13 protein-coding genes and 1 pseudogene are annotated in these 17,403 nt (G+C 72.6%); 9 read left to right on the top strand and 5 right to left on the bottom strand.

Annotated features, from left to right (window positions below; translation table 11 throughout):
- Positions 1 to 2: 2 nt before the first annotated feature.
- The 4 genes from ACIF8S_RS01560 to hemE form a co-directional block, all read right to left on the bottom strand.
- Complete coding sequence (locus ACIF8S_RS01560) at positions 3 to 899, bottom strand: carbohydrate ABC transporter permease (protein WP_399996692.1); 897 nt, start codon at positions 897 to 899, stop codon at positions 3 to 5.
- Positions 899 to 1,921 carry a carbohydrate ABC transporter permease gene (locus ACIF8S_RS01555; RefSeq protein ID WP_399996690.1) on the bottom strand — a complete coding sequence of 341 codons (1,023 nt, stop codon included), beginning with the start codon at positions 1,919 to 1,921 and terminating at the stop codon, positions 899 to 901. Before ACIF8S_RS01555 ends, ACIF8S_RS01560 begins: the two co-directional genes overlap by 1 nt.
- A gap of 10 nt (positions 1,922 to 1,931) precedes the next feature.
- Complete coding sequence (locus ACIF8S_RS01550) at positions 1,932 to 3,221, bottom strand: ABC transporter substrate-binding protein (RefSeq protein ID WP_399996689.1); 1,290 nt, start codon at positions 3,219 to 3,221, stop codon at positions 1,932 to 1,934.
- A gap of 345 nt (positions 3,222 to 3,566) precedes the next feature.
- On the bottom strand, positions 3,567 to 4,634 hold the full coding sequence (gene hemE, locus ACIF8S_RS01545) for a uroporphyrinogen decarboxylase (RefSeq protein ID WP_399996687.1): 1,068 nt from the start codon (positions 4,632 to 4,634) through the stop codon (positions 3,567 to 3,569).
- Between the two features lie 190 nt (positions 4,635 to 4,824).
- Here hemE and ACIF8S_RS01540 point away from each other — a divergent pair, with 190 nt between their 5' ends.
- The 8 genes and pseudogenes from ACIF8S_RS01540 to ACIF8S_RS01505 all read left to right on the top strand — a co-directional run.
- A complete protein-coding gene (locus ACIF8S_RS01540) occupies positions 4,825 to 5,502 on the top strand; it encodes a DUF3000 domain-containing protein (RefSeq protein ID WP_399996686.1) in 678 nt (225 codons plus the stop codon).
- 268 nt (positions 5,503 to 5,770) lie between these two features.
- Positions 5,771 to 6,433: a response regulator transcription factor gene (locus ACIF8S_RS01535; protein WP_006130493.1), complete on the top strand. Its 663-nt coding sequence runs from the start codon at positions 5,771 to 5,773 to the stop codon at positions 6,431 to 6,433.
- 215 nt (positions 6,434 to 6,648) lie between these two features.
- The gene (locus tag ACIF8S_RS01530; protein ID WP_399996685.1) at positions 6,649 to 7,929 is read left to right on the top strand and encodes a ribonuclease D; all 1,281 of its coding nucleotides are present in this window, start codon (positions 6,649 to 6,651) and stop codon (positions 7,927 to 7,929) included.
- 408 nt (positions 7,930 to 8,337) lie between these two features.
- Positions 8,338 to 9,651 carry a Trk system potassium transporter TrkA gene (gene trkA / locus ACIF8S_RS01525; RefSeq protein WP_399996684.1) on the top strand — a complete coding sequence of 438 codons (1,314 nt, stop codon included), beginning with the start codon at positions 8,338 to 8,340 and terminating at the stop codon, positions 9,649 to 9,651.
- A gap of 62 nt (positions 9,652 to 9,713) precedes the next feature.
- Entirely contained in the window at positions 9,714 to 11,195 is a 1,482-nt protein-coding gene (locus tag ACIF8S_RS01520) for a TrkH family potassium uptake protein (protein ID WP_399996683.1), read from the top strand.
- Between the two features lie 1,046 nt (positions 11,196 to 12,241).
- The gene (locus ACIF8S_RS01515; RefSeq protein ID WP_024884733.1) at positions 12,242 to 13,459 is read left to right on the top strand and encodes an acetyl-CoA C-acyltransferase; all 1,218 of its coding nucleotides are present in this window, start codon (positions 12,242 to 12,244) and stop codon (positions 13,457 to 13,459) included.
- Entirely contained in the window at positions 13,456 to 15,585 is a 2,130-nt protein-coding gene (locus tag ACIF8S_RS01510; protein WP_399996682.1) for a 3-hydroxyacyl-CoA dehydrogenase NAD-binding domain-containing protein, read from the top strand. The genes ACIF8S_RS01515 and ACIF8S_RS01510 overlap by 4 nt, the downstream gene beginning before the upstream one ends.
- Before the next feature lie 128 nt (positions 15,586 to 15,713).
- Positions 15,714 to 15,827: pseudogene (locus ACIF8S_RS01505) on the top strand (LytR family transcriptional regulator); the annotation flags it as partial.
- Positions 15,828 to 15,896: 69 nt separating this feature from the next.
- Here the strand turns inward: ACIF8S_RS01505 and ACIF8S_RS01500 are convergent.
- Positions 15,897 to 16,916: a hypothetical protein gene (locus ACIF8S_RS01500; RefSeq protein WP_399996681.1), complete on the bottom strand. Its 1,020-nt coding sequence runs from the start codon at positions 16,914 to 16,916 to the stop codon at positions 15,897 to 15,899.
- 102 nt (positions 16,917 to 17,018) lie between these two features.
- Between ACIF8S_RS01500 and ACIF8S_RS01495 the strand changes: the two genes are divergently transcribed.
- Positions 17,019 to 17,384 carry an NTP pyrophosphohydrolase gene (locus ACIF8S_RS01495; protein ID WP_399996680.1) on the top strand — a complete coding sequence of 122 codons (366 nt, stop codon included), beginning with the start codon at positions 17,019 to 17,021 and terminating at the stop codon, positions 17,382 to 17,384.
- The last annotated feature ends 19 nt before the right edge of the window (positions 17,385 to 17,403 follow it).

Below are 17,403 nucleotides of genomic sequence, written 5' to 3'. Positions count from 1 at the left end.
GGTCAGCCCTTCACCGCGCCGGTGAGGCCGCCGACGATGCGCTTCTGGAAGACCGAGAAGAACACCAGCGCGGGCAGCATGGCGAGCGAGGTGAAGGCGAGCACCTTCGCGGTGTCCGTGGAGTACTGCGAGGAGAACACCTGGACGCCGAGCGGCAGGGTGAAGTTGGCCTGCGAGTTGAGGACGTACAGGGGCAGGAGGTAGTTGTTCCAGCTGCCGACGAAGCCCAGGATGCCGACGGTGACCACGCCGGGCAGCGACAGCGGGACGGCCATGCGGAAGAAGAACCCCAGCCGGCTCATGCCGTCGATCGCGGCGGCCTCCTCGATCTCGTTCGGGATGGCCCGCAGGAACGGCACCAGGATGATGACGGTCGTGGGCAGGCCGAAGGCGATCTGCGGGACGATCACGCCGAGCAGGTTGTCGACGAGGCCGAGGTCCCGGATGACGAGGTACAGCGGGGTGATCGCGATGACCATCGGGAACATCAGGCCCGCGGCGAACAGGGAGTACAGGGCGCCCTTGAGCCGGAAGTCGTAGCGCGCGATCACGAAGCTGACCATCAGACCGAGCGCGACGATGCCCGCTGTACTGGCGAGCGCCACGATGAGGGAGTTGGCGAACTCGCCCCAGAACACGGACGACTTGAGGATGCCGAGGTAGTTGCCCGTCACCCAGGGGCTCGGCAGGGCGGCCGGCTCGGTGGTGATCTGCGCGTTGGTGCGGAAGCCTCCGATCACGATGTAGACCACCGGCGCGACGCACACGCCGACGAAGAGCAGCGCGATGAAGTAGGTGACGGGGCTGCCCCACTTCTGCGGCCTGTCGCCGCGGCCGGCGGGCCGCTTCGGCCGGGGAGCGAAGGACGGGCGGCGGGGGGTGGTGGTCGTCGCGCTCATCACACGGTCCCTTCGGTGACGGCGCCCCTGAGGTCGCGGCGCAGCACGAAGCGCTGGTAGAGCAGCGCGACGGCGAGCGAGATCACGAACATCACCACGGCGACGGCGCTGCCGTAGCCGTAGTTGCCCGCGTTGCGGCCCTGGGCGAGCATGTAGATCGCCATGGTCGAGGTCCCGGCGGTGCCGGAGACGTACTGGCCCCAGATGATGTACACGAGGTCGAACAGCTGCAGCGAGCCGATGATCGACAGGAAGGCCCAGATGCGGATCGTCGGTCCGAGCAACGGCAGCGTGATGCGGCGCTGGATCTGCCAGTAGGAGGCGCCGTCGATCTGCGCGGCCTCGAAGATCTCGTCCGGGATCGACTGGAGACCGGCGAGCATCAGGATCACGGCGAAGCCGAGGTACTTCCACGTGATGATGGCCATCAGCGACCAGATGGCCAGGTCCGGGTCGGCGATCCAGTCGGCCTCCAGGGAGCCCAGGCCGATCGAGCGCAGCAGGTCGTTGACGGCCCCGTCGCTCTGCAGCATCAGGCTCCAGCCGGTGCCGACGATGACCTCGGAGATGATGTAGGGCACGAAGATCAGGACGCGGACGGCGGAGCGACCGCGGATCCGCTGGTTGAGCAGCAGGGCGACACCGATCGCCAGCGGCCCCTGGATGACCAGGGAGAGCACCAGGATCAGGCCGTTGTGCCACAGCACGTCGTGGAACGCGGAGTCGGTGAGGATCAGCTTGTAGTTGTTCAGGCCGACCCAGTCGGTGGGCTCTCCGTAGCCCTTCCACTGGAAGAAGCCGTAGTACGCGGCGAGCGCGACCGGGAAGATCACGAAGGCCAGGAACGTGATGACCGCCGGGGCGGACAGGACGGCGATCTCCAGTCGCGTCCTGCCCCGGCCCCGTCGGCGCGCAGCCGCTCGCGGCGGAGCCGGGGGGACGGACGTGTCCGTGCCCCCGGCTCCGGTCGAGCCCTGCGGCGTGCGGCCGTCGGCCGTGTCGGTGCCCAGGGTGTCGCTCATGTCCGCCCGATCAGCCCTTCTCCGCCGCGGCCTTGACGTCCTTGACGATGTCGGCGGCGGACCCCTTGCCGGCCAGCAGGTTCACGACGGCGATGTTCATCGCGTTGCCGACGTTCTGGCCGTACACGGTGTCGAGGAACTGCATCGAGTAGGCGGCCTTGTTGAAGGCCTGCAGCGCGGAGATGTTGTAGGGCTCGGTGACGACGCCCTGGGCCGCCTTGTTCACCGGGATGGTGTCGAAGGCCTCGGCGTACGCCTCCTGCTGCTCCTTGGTCACGGTGAACCGCAGGAAGTCCAGGGCTTCCTTCGGCGCGTTCTTCGACAGGGAGTAGCCGCCGGCGCCGCCCATGATGGCGGTCGGTTCGCCCTTGCCGCCGGGGACGGCGGGGAAGGGGAACCAGCCGAGGTCGGGGAGCTGCTTCTTGTCCGGGGTCAGGTCGGCGATCACCCCGGGGTTCCAGTTGCCCATGAGCTCCATGCCCGCCTTGTGGTTGGCGATGAGGCCCGCCGAGGACCCGGCTCCCTGCTGCGACGTCGCCGTGAGGAACCCCTTCTGGAAGGGGTCGCTCGCCAGGAGGTCGGCGAGGTCCTCACCGGCCTTGGTCCAGCAGGGGTCCTCGAAGGTGAGCGACTTGGCCGCCTCCTGCATGGTCTCCTGACTGCACTCCCGCAGGGCGAAGTTGTAGTACCAGTGCGCAGCCGGCCAGGCGTCCTTGGCGCCGACCGCGATCGGTGCGACGTTGATCGCCTTCAGCTTGGCGACGGCGTCCTCGAGTTCGTCCGTCGTCGTCGGCGGCGCGGTGATGCCGGCCTTCTTGAACAGGTCCTTGCTGTAGTAGATGCCCTCGGGCTGGGTGTCCATCGGCATCGCGTAGACCTTGCCGTCGATCGAGACGCCCTCGAGCGCCGCCTCGCCCACGTTCTCCCGGTCGGCGCCGGACAGTTCCAGTGCCTGGATCTGGCCGGCCTCCACCATGGCCTGCATCTTGCCGCCGCCGCGCTGGAGGAAGATGTCCGGTGCGGAGCCCGAGTTGAGCGCGTTCTGCAGTTTGCCGTCGAGGTCCTCGTTCTGCACCGACTGGATCTTGATCGTGACGTCGGGGTGCTGCGCCTTGTACTCCTTCGCGGCGTTCTGCCAGAACACCAGGCCGCGTCCCTCCATCGCGTTCGTCCAGAGGGTCACCGTGCCCTTGCCGCCGCCGGACGCGCCGTCGTCCTCACCGCCGGCGCAGCCGGCGGTGGCGAGTGCGAGGCACAGGCCGATCGCGACAGCCGTGGCGCTGCGGGTCATCCTCGTCATCGTGGAGCTCCTGATCTGTCGTCAGTGATCCAACTGCTATAAGTTTGCGCAAACTAATGGGCCATCCGCGAAGTAGGAGCAGGTCTATCGCCGAAAATGAACGCGGGGCAACAAAGAGTTTTCGCAAGTTGCGCAATCGTTACCGACATAGCGACCGCTGTTCGAGATTGCGAACAGCGCGGACGGCTACCGGGAAGTCAGGAGCCGGATACGGGGCACGCACCCGGCCGCACGCGAAGAAGCCGGTGCGCGCGCGAAAAGCCGGTGCGGCATACGAAAAGCCGGTGCGGCGCGCTCAGCGCGCGGCACCGGCTCGGCCGGCGGCCCGTGGGCCGCCGTATACGGTCAGCGGGCGGTGGCCGTGTGCACGTACTCCACGAGGCGGGTCAGGGCGTCCGGGTCGGTGGACGGCATGACGCCGTGGCCGAGGTTGAAGATGTGGCCCTCCAGGCCGGCGGCCGTGTCCAGGACCTCCTGGGCCTTGGCCTCGACGGCCTGGCGGCCGGCGAACAGCACGGTCGGGTCGAGGTTGCCCTGCAGCGCCTTGCCGGGACCGACGCGGCGGGCGGCCTCGTCCATCGGGACGCGCCAGTCGACGCCGACGACGTCCGCGCCGGCCTCGCCCATCAGCCCGAGCAGTTCGCCGGTGCCGACACCGAAGTGGATGCGCGGGATCCCGTAGGAGGCCACCGCGTCGAACACCTTCGCCGAGGCGGGCAGTACCGAGCGGCGGTAGTCGGCGGGGGCCAGGGCGCCGGCCCAGGAGTCGAAGAGCTGGACGGCCGAGGCGCCGGCCTCGATCTGCACCTTGAGGAAGGCGGCGGTGATCTCCGCGAGCCGGTCGAGCAGGTCGGCCCACAGCTGCGGGTCGCCGTACATCATCGCCTTGGCGTTCTCGTACGTGCGGGACGGGCCGCCCTCGACGAGGTAGCTGGCGAGGGTGAAGGGGGCGCCCGCGAAACCGATCAGCGGGGTGGAGCCCAGCTCCCGGGTCAGCATCCCGATCGCCTCGGTGACGTACGGGACGTCCTCGGGGGTCAGGTCGCGCAGCCGGTCGAGGTCGGCGCGGGTGCGCACCGGCTGCTCGACGACCGGGCCGACGCCCGGCTTGATGTCGAGGTCGATGCCGATGGCCTTGAGGGGGACGACGATGTCGCTGAAGTAGATGGCCGCGTCGACCTGGTGGCGGCGCACCGGCTGCAGCGTGATCTCGGTGACCAGGTCGGGGCGCATGCAGGAGTCGAGCATGCCGACGCCCTCGCGCACCTTGCGGTACTCCGGCAGGGAGCGCCCGGCCTGCCGCATGAACCACACCGGGGTGTGCGGCACCGGCTCACGCCGGCACGCCTTGAGGAAGGCACTGTCGTACGTCGAAGTCGGCTGGCTGCCCGTCGGGCTCACGTTGGCGCTCACACCGGCCAGTCTCGCATGTCGGGAACGGGGTCCGGCCGCCGGGCGTCCCGGGTGGCCCGGGTCACCCGCCGCGACCGGCGGCCGCCCGGAGCGGGGGCGCGCGGCGGGGGTGCGGCGTGATCCGGACACCCCCGGACGGCACGGGTGTCCCTCCCTGCGCCGACGGCCCGTTCCGCTTAATCTTCCCCGCATGGCTGCGGCTCAGGGACGACTGTCGGACGGCGCTGGCGGAATGGACGAACCGAAGGAGGCGGGGGCGAACACCGGACCCGGGGGCAGTGCGCCCCCGTTGCCCTTCCGGGCCGCTGTCGAGGCGCTGCGCGGCGCGCGACTGCGGCCGCAGATCGAGGTCGAGCCCACACCCGCGCCCAAACGCCTCGCGCCGTACGCGCACGCGCTGGAGGCGGCGGTCGTGGACGGTGAGGACGATCTCGCGGACGGCCGGCTGGTGCTGCTCCACGACCCGGACGGGCACGAGGCGTGGCGGGGAGCGTTCCGCCTGGTGACCCTGGTCCGCGCGGAGCTGGAGCCGGAGATGGCGGCGGACCCGCTGCTGCCGGACGTGTGCTGGTCGTGGCTGACCGGTGCGCTCACCGCGCGCGGACTGGCGTTCGGGGAACCGAGCGGCACGGTGACGCGGGCGAGCTCCCACTACTTCGGCGGGCTGTCCGAGCGGCCCGCGGCGTCGCAGATCGAGATCCGCGCCTCCTGGACGCCCCGGGAGGGGCTGGGCGGGGTGCCGGACACGGCCGGCCACATGGTCGCCTGGTGCGATCTGCTGGCGCAGGTGGCGGGACTGCCGCCGGCCGCGCCCGGGGACGCGTCGGTCGTGACGCTCCCGCAGCGGAGGGGACCGCAGTCGCGTTGAGCTGCCCGTGCCAGGCCCGGTCAATCCTCGTTTCCCATCTCTTTGTCGATACGACCACATTCGGAAGCGTTGCGACGCTGACCGAAACCGTTCGATCTTCGAATGATCGATCGTGCGTCCGAATTGCCCGGATTGTTACTCACCAGATCGTGATCATTTCCTAAAGGACTTCAGGTTTGCTGCCGAAGACGACTGTGACCTTGAAAGCACGGTTCGTCCCGGCTTCACCCCCCACGAGCCGGCCCCGTCCCGCACCCCAGGAGGCCTGGTGTCCGTTCTCCTCGAGCAGCCCTCAAGCCTGGTCGCCTACCGCCCGAACAAGCCGACCGCCATGGTGGTCGTGGCCGACCCGCGCGTCCGATCCACCGTCACCCGCCATCTCTGGGCGCTCGGTGTACGCGACGTCATCGAGGCCTCGTCCGTCGCGGAGGCTCGTCCCCGCATCGGCAACCCCCGCGACATCTGTGTCGCCGAAGTCCACCTGCCGGATGGTTCCGGCCTCACCCTCCTCTCCGAGACCCGCGCCGCGGGCTGGCCCAACGGGCTCGCCCTCTCGGCCGCCGACGACATCGGCGCCGTGCGCAACGCACTGGCCGGCGGTGTCAAGGGCTACGTCGTCACCGGCACCCGCACCAACCTGGGGCTCCCCACCCGGCCGGGTGCCGCTCCCATCGGCGCCGCCGCCGCGCGCCTGCACCGCCGCCCTCCGGGTGCCCCGAGCCACCCGGGCGGCTACCGCGAGCTGTCCGGCCGCGAGGTCGAGGTGCTGCGGCTGGTTGCGGAGGGCCAGTCGAACAAGGCGATCGGCGTCTCCATGGGCCTGTCCGCCCTGACCGTCAAGAGCCACCTCGCCCGCATCGCCCGCAAGCTCGGCACGGGCGACCGCGCCGGCATGGTGGCGGTGGCCCTGCGCACCGGCATCATCCACTGACCCCCACTCCCGACGTCCCCCACTCCCCACGCCTCTCCCTCCCCCGCCCCCCCCCACTCCGCTTCTTCCCCCCGCGCCCGCCGATGTCCCCGTGTCGGCGGGCGCCCGCGCGCGCCGCCGTACGCGGGATCCGAAGCGGCCTGTTTTCGCTGGTCGGCGCCGTCACCGGGCGGAGGGGCAGGTCGGGTACCGGTCCGTACGGATACTCTTGACAGGTGACCGACGCCCACGAAACCGCAGCAGACAGTCCACTGCGCACCACCGGAGGCGCCCCTCCGGACGACGGCGGAGCCTCTGCTGCACAGGCGCCGATCCCCTTGCTGGAGCCCCGCGAGGGCGTTCCGCCCGTGATCGCCGACGAGACCGCCCTCGCCGAGGTGGTCGCCGCCTTCGCCGCGGGGCGCGGTCCCGTCGCCGTGGACGCCGAGCGTGCCTCCGGCTACCGCTACGGCCAGCGCGCCTACCTCGTCCAGCTGCGGCGCGAGGGAGCCGGCACCGCGCTGATCGACCCGGTCGCCTGCCCCGACCTGTCCGCGCTCGGTGAGGCGCTGTCCGGCGTCGAGTGGGTGCTGCATGCCGCCACCCAGGACCTGCCCTGCCTGCGCGAGATAGGCATGGTGCCCACCCGCCTCTTCGACACCGAGCTGGCCGGCCGGCTGGCCGGGTTCCCGCGGGTGGGTCTCGGCGCGATGGTCGAGAACGTGCTCGGCTTCCTGCTGGAGAAGGGACACTCCGCCGTCGACTGGTCCACCCGCCCGCTCCCCGAGCCGTGGCTGCGCTACGCCGCCCTCGACGTCGAGTTGCTGGTCGACCTGCGGGACGCCCTGGAGAAGGAGCTGGAGCGGCAGGGCAAGCTGGACTGGGCCCGCGAGGAGTTCGACGCGATCGCCTCGGCGCCGCCGCCCGAGCCCCGCAAGGACCCCTGGCGGCGCACCTCCGGCATGCACAAGGTCCGCCGCCGCCGGCAGATGGCCGTCGTGCGGGAGCTGTGGCAGACCCGGGACCGGATCGCCCGCCGCCGTGACGTGTCCCCCGGCAAGGTGCTCTCCGACGCGGCCATCGTGGAGGCCGCTCTCGCCCTGCCGCCCAACGTGCACGCGCTGGCCGGGCTGAACGGCTTCGGGCAGCGTGTGGGCCGGCGCCAGCTGGAGCAGTGGCAGGCGGCCGTCGACCGGGCGAAGGCGCTGAGCGAGGACCGGCTGCCGCAGCCGGGCCAGCCGGTGACCGGCCCGCCGCCGCCCCGTGCCTGGGCCGACAAGGACCCGGCCGCCGCGGCGCGGCTGTCGGCCGCCCGGGCGGGCGTCAGCGCGCTGGCGGAGCAGCTGAACATGCCCGCCGAGAACCTGATCACCCCGGACACGGTGCGCAGGGTCTGCTGGGAGCCGCCGGCCCCGGCGACCGCCGACTCGGTCGCCTCGGCGCTGACCGCGCACGGCGCCCGGGCCTGGCAGGTCGAGCAGGTCACGCCGGTGCTGGTGGCGGCGCTCACCGCCTGACCGCCGCGCCGTCCGGCGCACGAGGCGGGGCCGACGGAACGCCAGTCCGGCCGCCGGACGGCGCACGACACGGCGGCCGGCGCGGGGCCGACGGATCGCCGTCCGGACGGCCCGTCGCCGCGCCGGCTGACGCCCCACCGTGCCCCGCGCCCCACCGCGCCCGGCCGCCCTCAACGGCCGTGACCGCGCGCCCCTTCGCGGAGGGCGGCCTCCGGTGCCGGGCGGTCCACCGCGCCCGGCGCGGGGCCGACGGAACCGCGTCCGGCCGCCGTCCGGACGGCCCGGCGCCGCACCGGCCCGACGCCCCACCGCGCCCGGCCGCCCGCTAGGGCCGTGACCGCACGCTCCCTTCGCGGAGGAGGCCGCCGGTGCCGGGCGGGGCGCCCGTGTGCGTGCCACGATGCAGGCATGCGGGTCGTCGTGGTGGGTGCGGGCCAGGTCGGTCACACCGTGGTCAAGTCGCTCGCCGAGGCGCACGAGTGCACGGTGATCGACAGCGACCGGACGCGTCTGGACGCCCTGTCGCACGCCTACGACGTGCGGACCGAGCACGGCAGCGGCACCCGCCGCGAGACGCTCCTGGACGCCGGTGTGGCCGGCGCGGACCTCGTCCTGGCGTGCACCTCGCGCGACGAGGTCAACCTGGTCACCGCCATGCTCGCCCGCCGGCTGTCGTCGGCACGGACGGTCGTACGGGCCACCGGGACGGACTACCTGGACGCCTGGCGTGCGGGTGACCTCGACGTGGACCTGCTCGTGTCGACCGCGTTCGAGACGGCGAGCGCCGTCGAGCGCGTCCTGCACGTGCCGGGCGCACGGCACGTGGACTTCTTCGTCCGCGGTGAGGTGGTCGTGCTCGGCGTCGACGTCCGCGGGGCGGCGTCGCCACGGCTGGCCGGCCGGCCGCTGCGCGAGGCGGGACTGCCCGCCGCGTCACGGGTGGTCGCCCTCGTGCGCGAGGGGAACTGGACCGTGCCGGCCGCGCACGAGGTGGTGCGTCCCGACGACTGGATCATCGCGATGGCGTCCCCCTCGGCGGCGCGTGCCTGGAGCCGTCTGGTCACCGGGGCCGATCCCGTCGACGACGTGGTGGTGTACGGCGCCGGGCGCATGGGCAGGGCCGTCTCCCGGGTGCTGCTCGACCGGGGCGTCCTGGTGCGGATCGTCGAACCGGACGCGGCCCGGGCACGCGCCGCCGCCGCCGCGCTCGACCGGGCGCGGGTGTTCCACGCGTCGGGCCTGGACCCGGCGTTCCTGAGCCAGGAGCGCATCGGTACGGCGGGGGCGGCCGTGCTGGCCGGCGGGGACGACTCGCGCAACCTGCACGCGGCGGTGCTCGCGAAGCTGCACGGGGTCGGGCTGACGATGGCGGTGCTCGACGACCCCGCCGCCGCCGGGGTCTTCGAGGCCGCCGGCACCGATGTGACGATCGATCCGGGTGACGAGACCGCCGAGAAGATGGCCCGCTTCACCTTCGACGAGCGCACCCGTCAGATGGCGATGCTCGGGGACGACCGTTTCGAGGTGCTGGACGTCACCGTGCGCCCGGGCAGCCGGTTCGCGCACGGTCCGGTCGACGCGCTTCCCGGCGCCGGTGTGGGCGCGATCGTGCGCGACGGCACCGTGTTCTTCCCCGACGGGCGCGACGAACTCCTGCCCGGGGACCGGGTCGTCGTCCTCACCGAGCCCGCCCGCGTCCCCGCGATCGAGCACGACCTGTGAGGCGGTCGCGCCCGTCGGCGCCCCGGCGCCGGTGGAGCCCACGCGGGCGGACCGGCGTCGACGTGCGGACCGCGCTCGGGGTCGTCGGCGCCCTGCTCACCTGGTTCGCCCTCACGTTCGCCGCCCCGGCGGCCGTCGCGCTGGCGGCCGGCGAGCCTCCGTGGCCCTTCCTCGTCACCGGGGCCGCTGTGGCCGTGACCGGCGCGGTCCTCAGACGCCTCACGGGCCGCCGGCCCCCGCTGGGCGTCCGGGAGGGTTTCCTCGTCGTCGTGGCGGTCTGGCTGCTCGTGCCCGCGTTCGGCGCGGTGCCGTTCCTGCTCGGTGACGTCCCGCAGCTCGACCGGCCGGTCGACGCCTGGTTCGAGGCGATGTCGGGGTTCACCGCCACCGGTGCGACGGTGCTGACGGACGTGGACGCGCTGCGGCCCGACATGCTGTTCTGGCGCCAGTTCACCCACTGGCTGGGGGGTGCGGGGATCATCGTGCTCGCGCTCGCGGTGCTGCCCCGGCTGCGCATCGGAGGGCGCGAGCTGCTGCGCTCCGAGCTGCCGGGGCCGGTCGAGACGGAGTCGCTCGGCGCGACCGTCCGCGGCACCGCCCGCCGCCTGTGGAAGGTCTACCTCGCCGTGACGGCTGCCGGTGTCCTGGTGCTGGCCTCGCTGGGGTGGGCCGGGCTGGACCGGCGGATGGGCCTTTTCGACGCGTTCTCCTACGCGACGTCCGCCGTGGCCCTCGGCGGGTTCACCCCGGACGACGGCTCGGCGCGTGACCTCGCCCCGGTGACGCAGTGGGTGCTGTGCGGGCTGATGGCCGTGGCCGGGGTGAACCTGCTGCGGCTGTACCGCCTGGCCGTGCTGCGCCAGGTCAGGGCCGCGTCCCGCGACGAGGAACTGCGCCTCTACCTGGGTCTGCTGCTCGTGGCCTCGTGCGTCGTGGCGGCCGAGCTGTTCGCCGCGGGCACCGTCACCGGGCTCGCCGGTGTCCGGCACGGGGCCTTCCAGGCGGTCTCCGTGACGACCACCACCGGCTTCGCGACCCTGGACTGGTCGGACTGGGGAGCCCTCGCGACGCTCACGCTCCTGGCGCTGATGTTCGCCGGGGCCTGTGCGGGGTCGGCCAGCGGCTCGGTCAAGGTCGTCCGTCATCTCGTCCTCTTCCGGTTCACCCGCCGCGAGCTGGAGCAGGCCGTGCATCCGGACGCCGTCCTGCCGGTGCGGGTGAGCGGCCGGGTGGTCGGCACTCCGGTGCTGCGCTCGGTGCTGCTGTTCGTCCTGCTCTACCTGCTCGCCCTCGCGCTCGGCACGCTGGGCCTCGCCCTGGACGCGGGAGCGGACGCGGGCGGCACCCGCGCGTTCACCGCGCTCGGCGCCGCCGCCGCCTGCCTGGGCAACGTCGGTCCGGCCTTCGGCGAGCTCGGCCCGTTCGGCTCCTACGCACCGCTCGGGCAGGCGTCGAAGGTGCTCCTGACCGCCCTGATGCTGCTCGGCCGCATCGAGATCGTGCCCCTGGCGGTGCTGCTGCGCCGCGGCTACTGGCGCGCGTAGGCGGTCACGGCCGTCCCGGAGGGGTCGGTGCGCCCGACGTGCGGGGTCGAGATCACGCCAAGATCCCCGTGGGCCTTGAGGGGCCGCCCGGACCGGGCCCGCGCGCCGCCCGGAGGGGCGCACGCCGCCTCGTGGTCGAAGCAGTGCATTCCGGGGTCATTGGGACGCCGTTCCGGCCCGCCGGCCGGGGCGGCGGCCGATGATCGGAAAAGCGTGGAGCGAGCCGCGGGACCGCCTCTCGCTCCACAGCGGCGGCGCAGGTTAGCCTCGACCCGGCCGCTCTCCCTGTGAAACGCGCCTACCCCACGTCGGAGGAGTTTCCTGCGGAGCGGCCTGGACTCCGAACGGTACAAGGACGGCGGCTTCATGTGCGACGCGCGGGAACTGCCGGACTCGCTGTCCGTCAGCGTCTACGACGTGTTCGCGCGGGTGCCCAGCGAGAACGAGGACATCGACCGCAGGGTGCCGCTGGTGGCCTACCGGACGATCGACCGGCGGGCCGCCTCCGGGGGCAGCGAGGTCATCCTGCGGGCCGACGTGAAGGGCGCCCGGGTGGTCGAGCGCGACCTCACGGGGGCGGGCCCCGGCGGCACGGTGTTCTCCCTGCGGCGCTTCGCGATGGACGGGACCGGACTCCGCGTGCACGGCGTCCTCTTCCTCCCCGGCCGCAACGCCGACCGCGCGACCCACTCCTGGTACTACCTCACGCTGCGCGGTCAGGAGAGCACGCACACCGTCGCCCTCAAGGCCATCGAGCGGGTGAAGAAGATCCTGCCGCTTGATGGCGCCGGGCGACTTCGGCTCGTACGGCTTCGGGTGCTTCACCGCGGAGGACCGCGACGGCGTGGACCTCTCCGACGCCCCGCCCGGCACGTACACGGCGGAGAACGCCATGAGCACCGGCGGTCGTGGGGCCGACGTCGTCCACGGGGCCGGCCGTGTGATGTTCACCGCTCCGGCCGACGGGGGTGTGCAGTTACGTTACCCGCAAGTAGCATGGGTCGTAAGCAAGCGCTCAGCATCCCGCACCCTGGAGGAGAGCCATCGTGCCTCGTACCGTCAGGGACGTCGTCTTCGTCGACGGCGTCCGCACCCCGTTCGGCAAGGCGGGCCCGAAGGGCATCTACCACGAAACCCGCGCCGACGACCTGGTCGTCAAGGCGATCCGGGAGCTGCTGCGCCGCAACCCGGGTCTCGACCCGAAGAAGATCGACGAGGTCGCCGTCGCCGCGACCACGCAGATCGGCGACCAGGGCCTGACCATCGGCCGTACGGCCGGCATCCTCGCGGGCCTGCCCACCTCGGTCCCGGGTTACTCCATCGACCGCATGTGCGCGGGCGCCCTGACCGCCGTGACCACGGTGGCCGGCTCCGTCGCCTTCGGCGCGTACGACGTCGCCATCGCGGGCGGTGTCGAGCACATGGGCCGCCACCCGATGGGTGAGGGCGTGGACCCCAACCCGCGGTTCGTCTCCGAGAAGCTGGTCGACGAGTCCGCCCTGTTCATGGGCATGACCGCGGAGAACCTGCACGACCGTTACCCGAGCATCACCAAGCAGCGCGCCGACGAGTACGCGGTGCGCTCCCAGGAGAAGGCCGCCAAGGCGTACGCCAACGGCAAGATCCAGGCCGACCTGGTGCCGATCTCCGTGCGCCGGACCAGCCCCGAGGGCGGCGAGACCGGCTGGGGTCTGGTCACCGCCGACGAGCCGATGCGCCCGGGCACCACGCTGGAGAACCTGGCGGGCCTGAAGACGCCGTTCCGCGTGCACGGCCGGGTCACCGCCGGCAACGCGGCCGGTCTGAACGACGGCGCCACCGCCTCGGTCATCGCCTCCGAGGACTTCGCCCGCGAGAACGGCCTGCCGGTCAAGATGCGCCTGGTCTCCTACGCCTTCGCCGGCGTGGAGCCCGAGGTCATGGGCTACGGACCGATCCCGGCGACGGAGAAGGCCCTCGCGCAGGCGGGCCTGTCCATCGACGACATCGGCCTGTTCGAGATCAACGAGGCCTTCGCCGTCCAGGTCCTCGCGTTCCTGGAGCACTACGGCATCGCCGACGACGACGCCCGCGTCAACCAGTACGGCGGCGCCATCGCGTTCGGCCACCCGCTGGCCTCCTCCGGCGTCCGCCTGATGACGCAGCTGGCCCGCCAGTTCGAGGAGCAGCCGCAGGTCCGCTACGGCCTGACCACCATGTGCGTCGGCTTCGGCATGGGCGCGACGGTCGTCTGGGAAAACCCGCACTTCGAGGGGGACAAGTGAGCACCACCGCAGAGCTTCTGAAGGGTGCGGCCGAGCTGTTCCCGGGCGAGGTCGTCACGCAGGCGCACGTACGCCACTTCGACCTGCCGCTGGGTGTGGGGCGCTTCGCCCTGATCACCCTGGACAACGGCCACGACCACACCAAGCCGACCACGCTCGGCCCGCAGTCGCTGGCGAACATCGACGCCGCGATCGACCAGGTCGAGAAGGAGGCCGCGGACGGCGAGATCGTCGGTGTCGGCGTCACCGGCAAGCCGTTCATCTTCGCGGTCGGCGCCGACCTCAAGGGCGTCGAGCTGCTGAAGCGCCACGAGGACGCGCTGGCCATCGGCAAGGGCGGCCACGACGTCTTCAAGCGGCTGTCGAAGCTGGCCGTGCCGACCTTCGCGTACTACAACGGCGCCTCCATGGGCGGTGGCGTCGAGGTCGGTCTGCACTGCACCTACCGCACGGTGTCCGCGGCGCTGCCCGCCTTCTCGCTGCCCGAGGTGTTCCTCGGCCTGGTGCCCGGCTGGGGCGGCTGCACCCTGCTGCCGAACCTGATCGGCGCGGAGAAGGCCGTCTCGGTGATCATCGAGAACAGCCTCAACCAGAACCGGCAGCTCAAGGGCAAGCAGGTCTACGAACTCGGCATCGCGGACGCGCTGTTCGAGGGCGCGGACTTCCTGGAGCAGTCGCTGATCTGGACCGCGTCCGTCCTCAAGGGCGAGATCTCGGTCGAGCGTCCGGCGATCGACCGCGGCGAGGCCTGGGACCAGGCCGTCGCCAAGGGGCGCTTCATCGCCGACTCCAAGGTGCACGGCGCCGCCCCGGCCGCCTACCGCGCCCTGGACATCATCGCCGAGGCCAAGGACGGCGACCTGCAGAAGGGGTACGACGCCGAGGACCAGGCGCTCGCCGACCTGATCATGGGCGGCGAACTGCGCTCCGGCATCTACGCGTTCAACCTGGTGCAGAAGCGCGGCAAGCGTCCCGCGGGCGCCCCGGACAAGAGCCTGGCCCGCCCGGTCACCAAGGTCGGTGTCGTCGGCGCCGGTCTGATGGCCTCCCAGCTCGCGCTGCTGTTCCTGCGCCGCCTCGAGGTGCCGGTCGTCCTCACGGACATCGACCAGGAGCGCATCGACAAGGGCGTCGGCTACGTCCACGCCGAGATCGACAAGCTGCTCGGCAAGGGCCGTGTCAACCAGGACAAGGCCAACCGCCTCAAGGCCCTGGTCACCGGTGTGCTGGACAAGGCCGAGGGCTTCGCGGACGCCGACTTCATCATCGAGGCCGTCTTCGAGGAGATGGGCGTCAAGCAGCAGGTGTTCGCGGAGGTCGAGGCGGTCGCCCCGGCGCACGCGGTCCTCGCCACCAACACCTCCTCGCTGTCCGTGTCGCAGATGGCGTCGAAGCTGCAGCACCCCGAGCGGGTCGTCGGCTTCCACTTCTTCAACCCGGTCGCGGTCCTCCCGCTGCTGGAGATCGTGCGCGGCGAGAAGACGGACGACGCGTCGCTGGCCACGGCGTTCGGTGTCGCCAAGAAGCTGAAGAAGACCGCGGTGCTGGTGAAGGACGCCCCGGCGTTCGTCGTCAACCGCATCCTGACCCGCTTCATGGGCGAGATCCAGAACGTCATCGACGAGGGCACCCCGGTCGAGGTCGCCGAGAAGGCCGTCGAGCCGCTCGGTCTGCCGATGTCGCCGCTGGTGCTGCTGGAGCTGGTCGGTCCGGCGATCGGCCTGCACGTCTCCGAGACCCTCAACCGGGCGTTCCCGGAGCGGTTCACCGTCTCCCCGAACCTCAAGGCGGTCGTCGAGGCGGGCAAGCGCGGCTTCTACGTGTACGACTCCGGCAAGCCGGAGCTGGACCCGGAGGTCGCCGCGCTGCTGAAGCAGGGCGACACCGTCCTGACCGAGGAGCAGGTCCGCGAGCGGGTGCTGGACGCGGTGGCGCAGGAGATCGGGCTGATGCTCGACGAGGGCGTCGTCGCCGAGGCCCAGGACATCGACCTGTGCCTGATCACGGGCGCCGGCTGGCCCTTCCACCTGGGCGGCATCACGCCGTACCTGGACCGTGAGGGTGTCTCCGAGCGCGTGAACGGCAAGCGGTTCCTGGAGCCGGGGGTCGCGTCGGTTCCCGCGTGAGTCACCTGAGTGACCGAAGAGGGCCTCCGTCGGCGACGACGGAGGCCCTCTTCGCGTGCGGGGCGGGGTCAGCCCGCCACGGTCCACGCCCCGAACTCCTGCCCGCCGGGGGCGGTCTGGCGGGAGACGGCCGCGTGGTGGCCGCCGAGCCGCAGGCGTCCACGCTGTGGAAGGCCATCCGCAGCGACAGGGAGATCCCGGAGTCGGCCAAGAAGTCCCCGGCGACCGGCGGCGGTTCCTGACCTGCCGGCCGGGTCGCCGACGCCGTCGGCCGGACGGCCGCCGCCGTGGGGGACGTCGTCGGCGGCCCCTCAGACCTCCCGCCACGGACGCAGCGCCAGGCCGGGTTCGTCCGTGCGGCGGGTGACCCGGAGCGTGGCGGAGTCGGGCTCGAGGGAGGCCGCGACGACCTCTCCCCGGGCGTCGACGGCCAGGGAGACCAGGGTGCCGGACGGCAGCTGGGGGCCGGACTCGGTCCACCAGGCGCCCGCCTGCTCCTGCTCGGTGGGGTAGGCGGCGAACGCCACCCGGCCGCTCGCGGAACGCTGGGCGAGCACCGTGCAGTCGTGCCCGTCGATGGCGCAGCGCACGGCCGTGACGGGGCCGGGTCCCGCCGCGGGAAGCAGCGTCACCGGCTTGCCGCCGGGGCGCCAGGCGCACAGGTCGCCGTGCCGGTCGACGAAGAAGAGGGTGATCCGCTCGGCGGACGTGCGCAGGGCGCGCAGGGTGCCCGGGCGGGCGGTGACCTCGGCCTCCTCCTCCCGGGCCGGGGTCCCTCCGGGCTCCTGCTGGCGCCAGTGCAGGATCCGGTCGTCGGTGGCCGCGTACAGCTCGACGAGCCCGGACTCCCGGCTCGTGGCGGCGAGTTGGTCCTGGATGTCCGTGCCCGCGAGGTCCCGCCACGGGTACCAGCCGCCCCGCTCCTTCTGGACGAGGAGACTGACGCCGCCGCCCGCGTTGCGGACGAAGACGTAGGCGCGCCTGCGGTCGTCGACGGCCACGGCCGGGGTGCCGGTGCGGTCCCCCTTGCCGTTGGGGTGGCCGACGGGGGCCCAGTCCAGGGGGGCGAGGCGGGGGCGGAAGTGGGTGGAGTGCACCAGGCGGGCCTCGCCCTTCCCGGCCGGCCGCCAGGCCGCCAGATGGGCGTAGCCGTCGGCGCCCTGTCCCACGGCAGCCGGTCCCGGGTGGAGCCCCAGGCCGCCGCCGGCCTGGCGGAAGGGCTCCCAGTGTCCGCCGGGAGCGAGCTCCGCACGGCACAGGACGGCGTCGTCCGATTTCAGATAGACGGTGAGGCGGCCGTCGCGGCCGCGGAGAAGCCAGTCGCCGTTCACCTGTTCACCTTACGCACACGGCTCCGCGGGGCGGGCGCGGGCACCCCGCCGTACGGCCGCCCCCGCGGCGGGATTGCCCGGCTTGCGTGGGACCCTGACCGTATGGAAGACGCCCTGCTCGTGATCGTGGACGCCGCGAACGTCGTGGGGTCGGTGCCCGACGGCTGGTGGCGGGACCGGCGGGGCGCCGCGGAACGGCTGCGGGACCGGCTGGCCGCCGACGGGCTGCCCGGGCACGCCGGGCCGGTGGACATCCTGCTGGTCGTGGAGGGTGCGGCGCGCGGAGTGGAGCCGGTGCCGGGCGTCCGGGTGGCGTCGGCGTCCGGCAGCGGGGACGACCACATGGTCGAGCTGGTGGCCGCGGCGGGCGACCGCCCGGTGCTGGTGGTCACCGCCGACCGTGAACTGCGCCGCCGGGTGACGGCGCTGGGTGCCGACGTCACCGGGCCGCGCTCGGTGCGCCGCTGAGACGTGCGGCCGTCCGCCG

This window comes from Streptomyces sp. NPDC085937, assembly GCF_044540535.1.
GTDB lineage: Bacteria > Actinomycetota > Actinomycetes > Streptomycetales > Streptomycetaceae > Streptomyces.
The sequence above is the reverse complement of the archived record's forward strand: the minus strand, read 5'-3'. Positions and strand labels throughout refer to the sequence as shown.

Excerpts from the sequence above, each read along its gene's own strand:
- ACIF8S_RS01560 (WP_399996692.1), bottom strand. The coding sequence starts at position 899 with ATGAGCGCGACGACCACCACCCCCCGCCGCCCGTCCTTCGCTCCCCGG.
- ACIF8S_RS01555 (WP_399996690.1), bottom strand. The coding sequence starts at position 1,921 with ATGAGCGACACCCTGGGCACCGACACGGCCGACGGCCGCACGCCGCAG.
- ACIF8S_RS01550 (WP_399996689.1), bottom strand. The coding sequence starts at position 3,221 with ATGACGAGGATGACCCGCAGCGCCACGGCTGTCGCGATCGGCCTGTGC.
- ACIF8S_RS01540 (WP_399996686.1), top strand. The coding sequence starts at position 4,825 with ATGGCTGCGGCTCAGGGACGACTGTCGGACGGCGCTGGCGGAATGGAC.
- trkA (WP_399996684.1), top strand. The coding sequence starts at position 8,338 with ATGCGGGTCGTCGTGGTGGGTGCGGGCCAGGTCGGTCACACCGTGGTC.
- ACIF8S_RS01495 (WP_399996680.1), top strand. The coding sequence starts at position 17,019 with ATGGAAGACGCCCTGCTCGTGATCGTGGACGCCGCGAACGTCGTGGGG.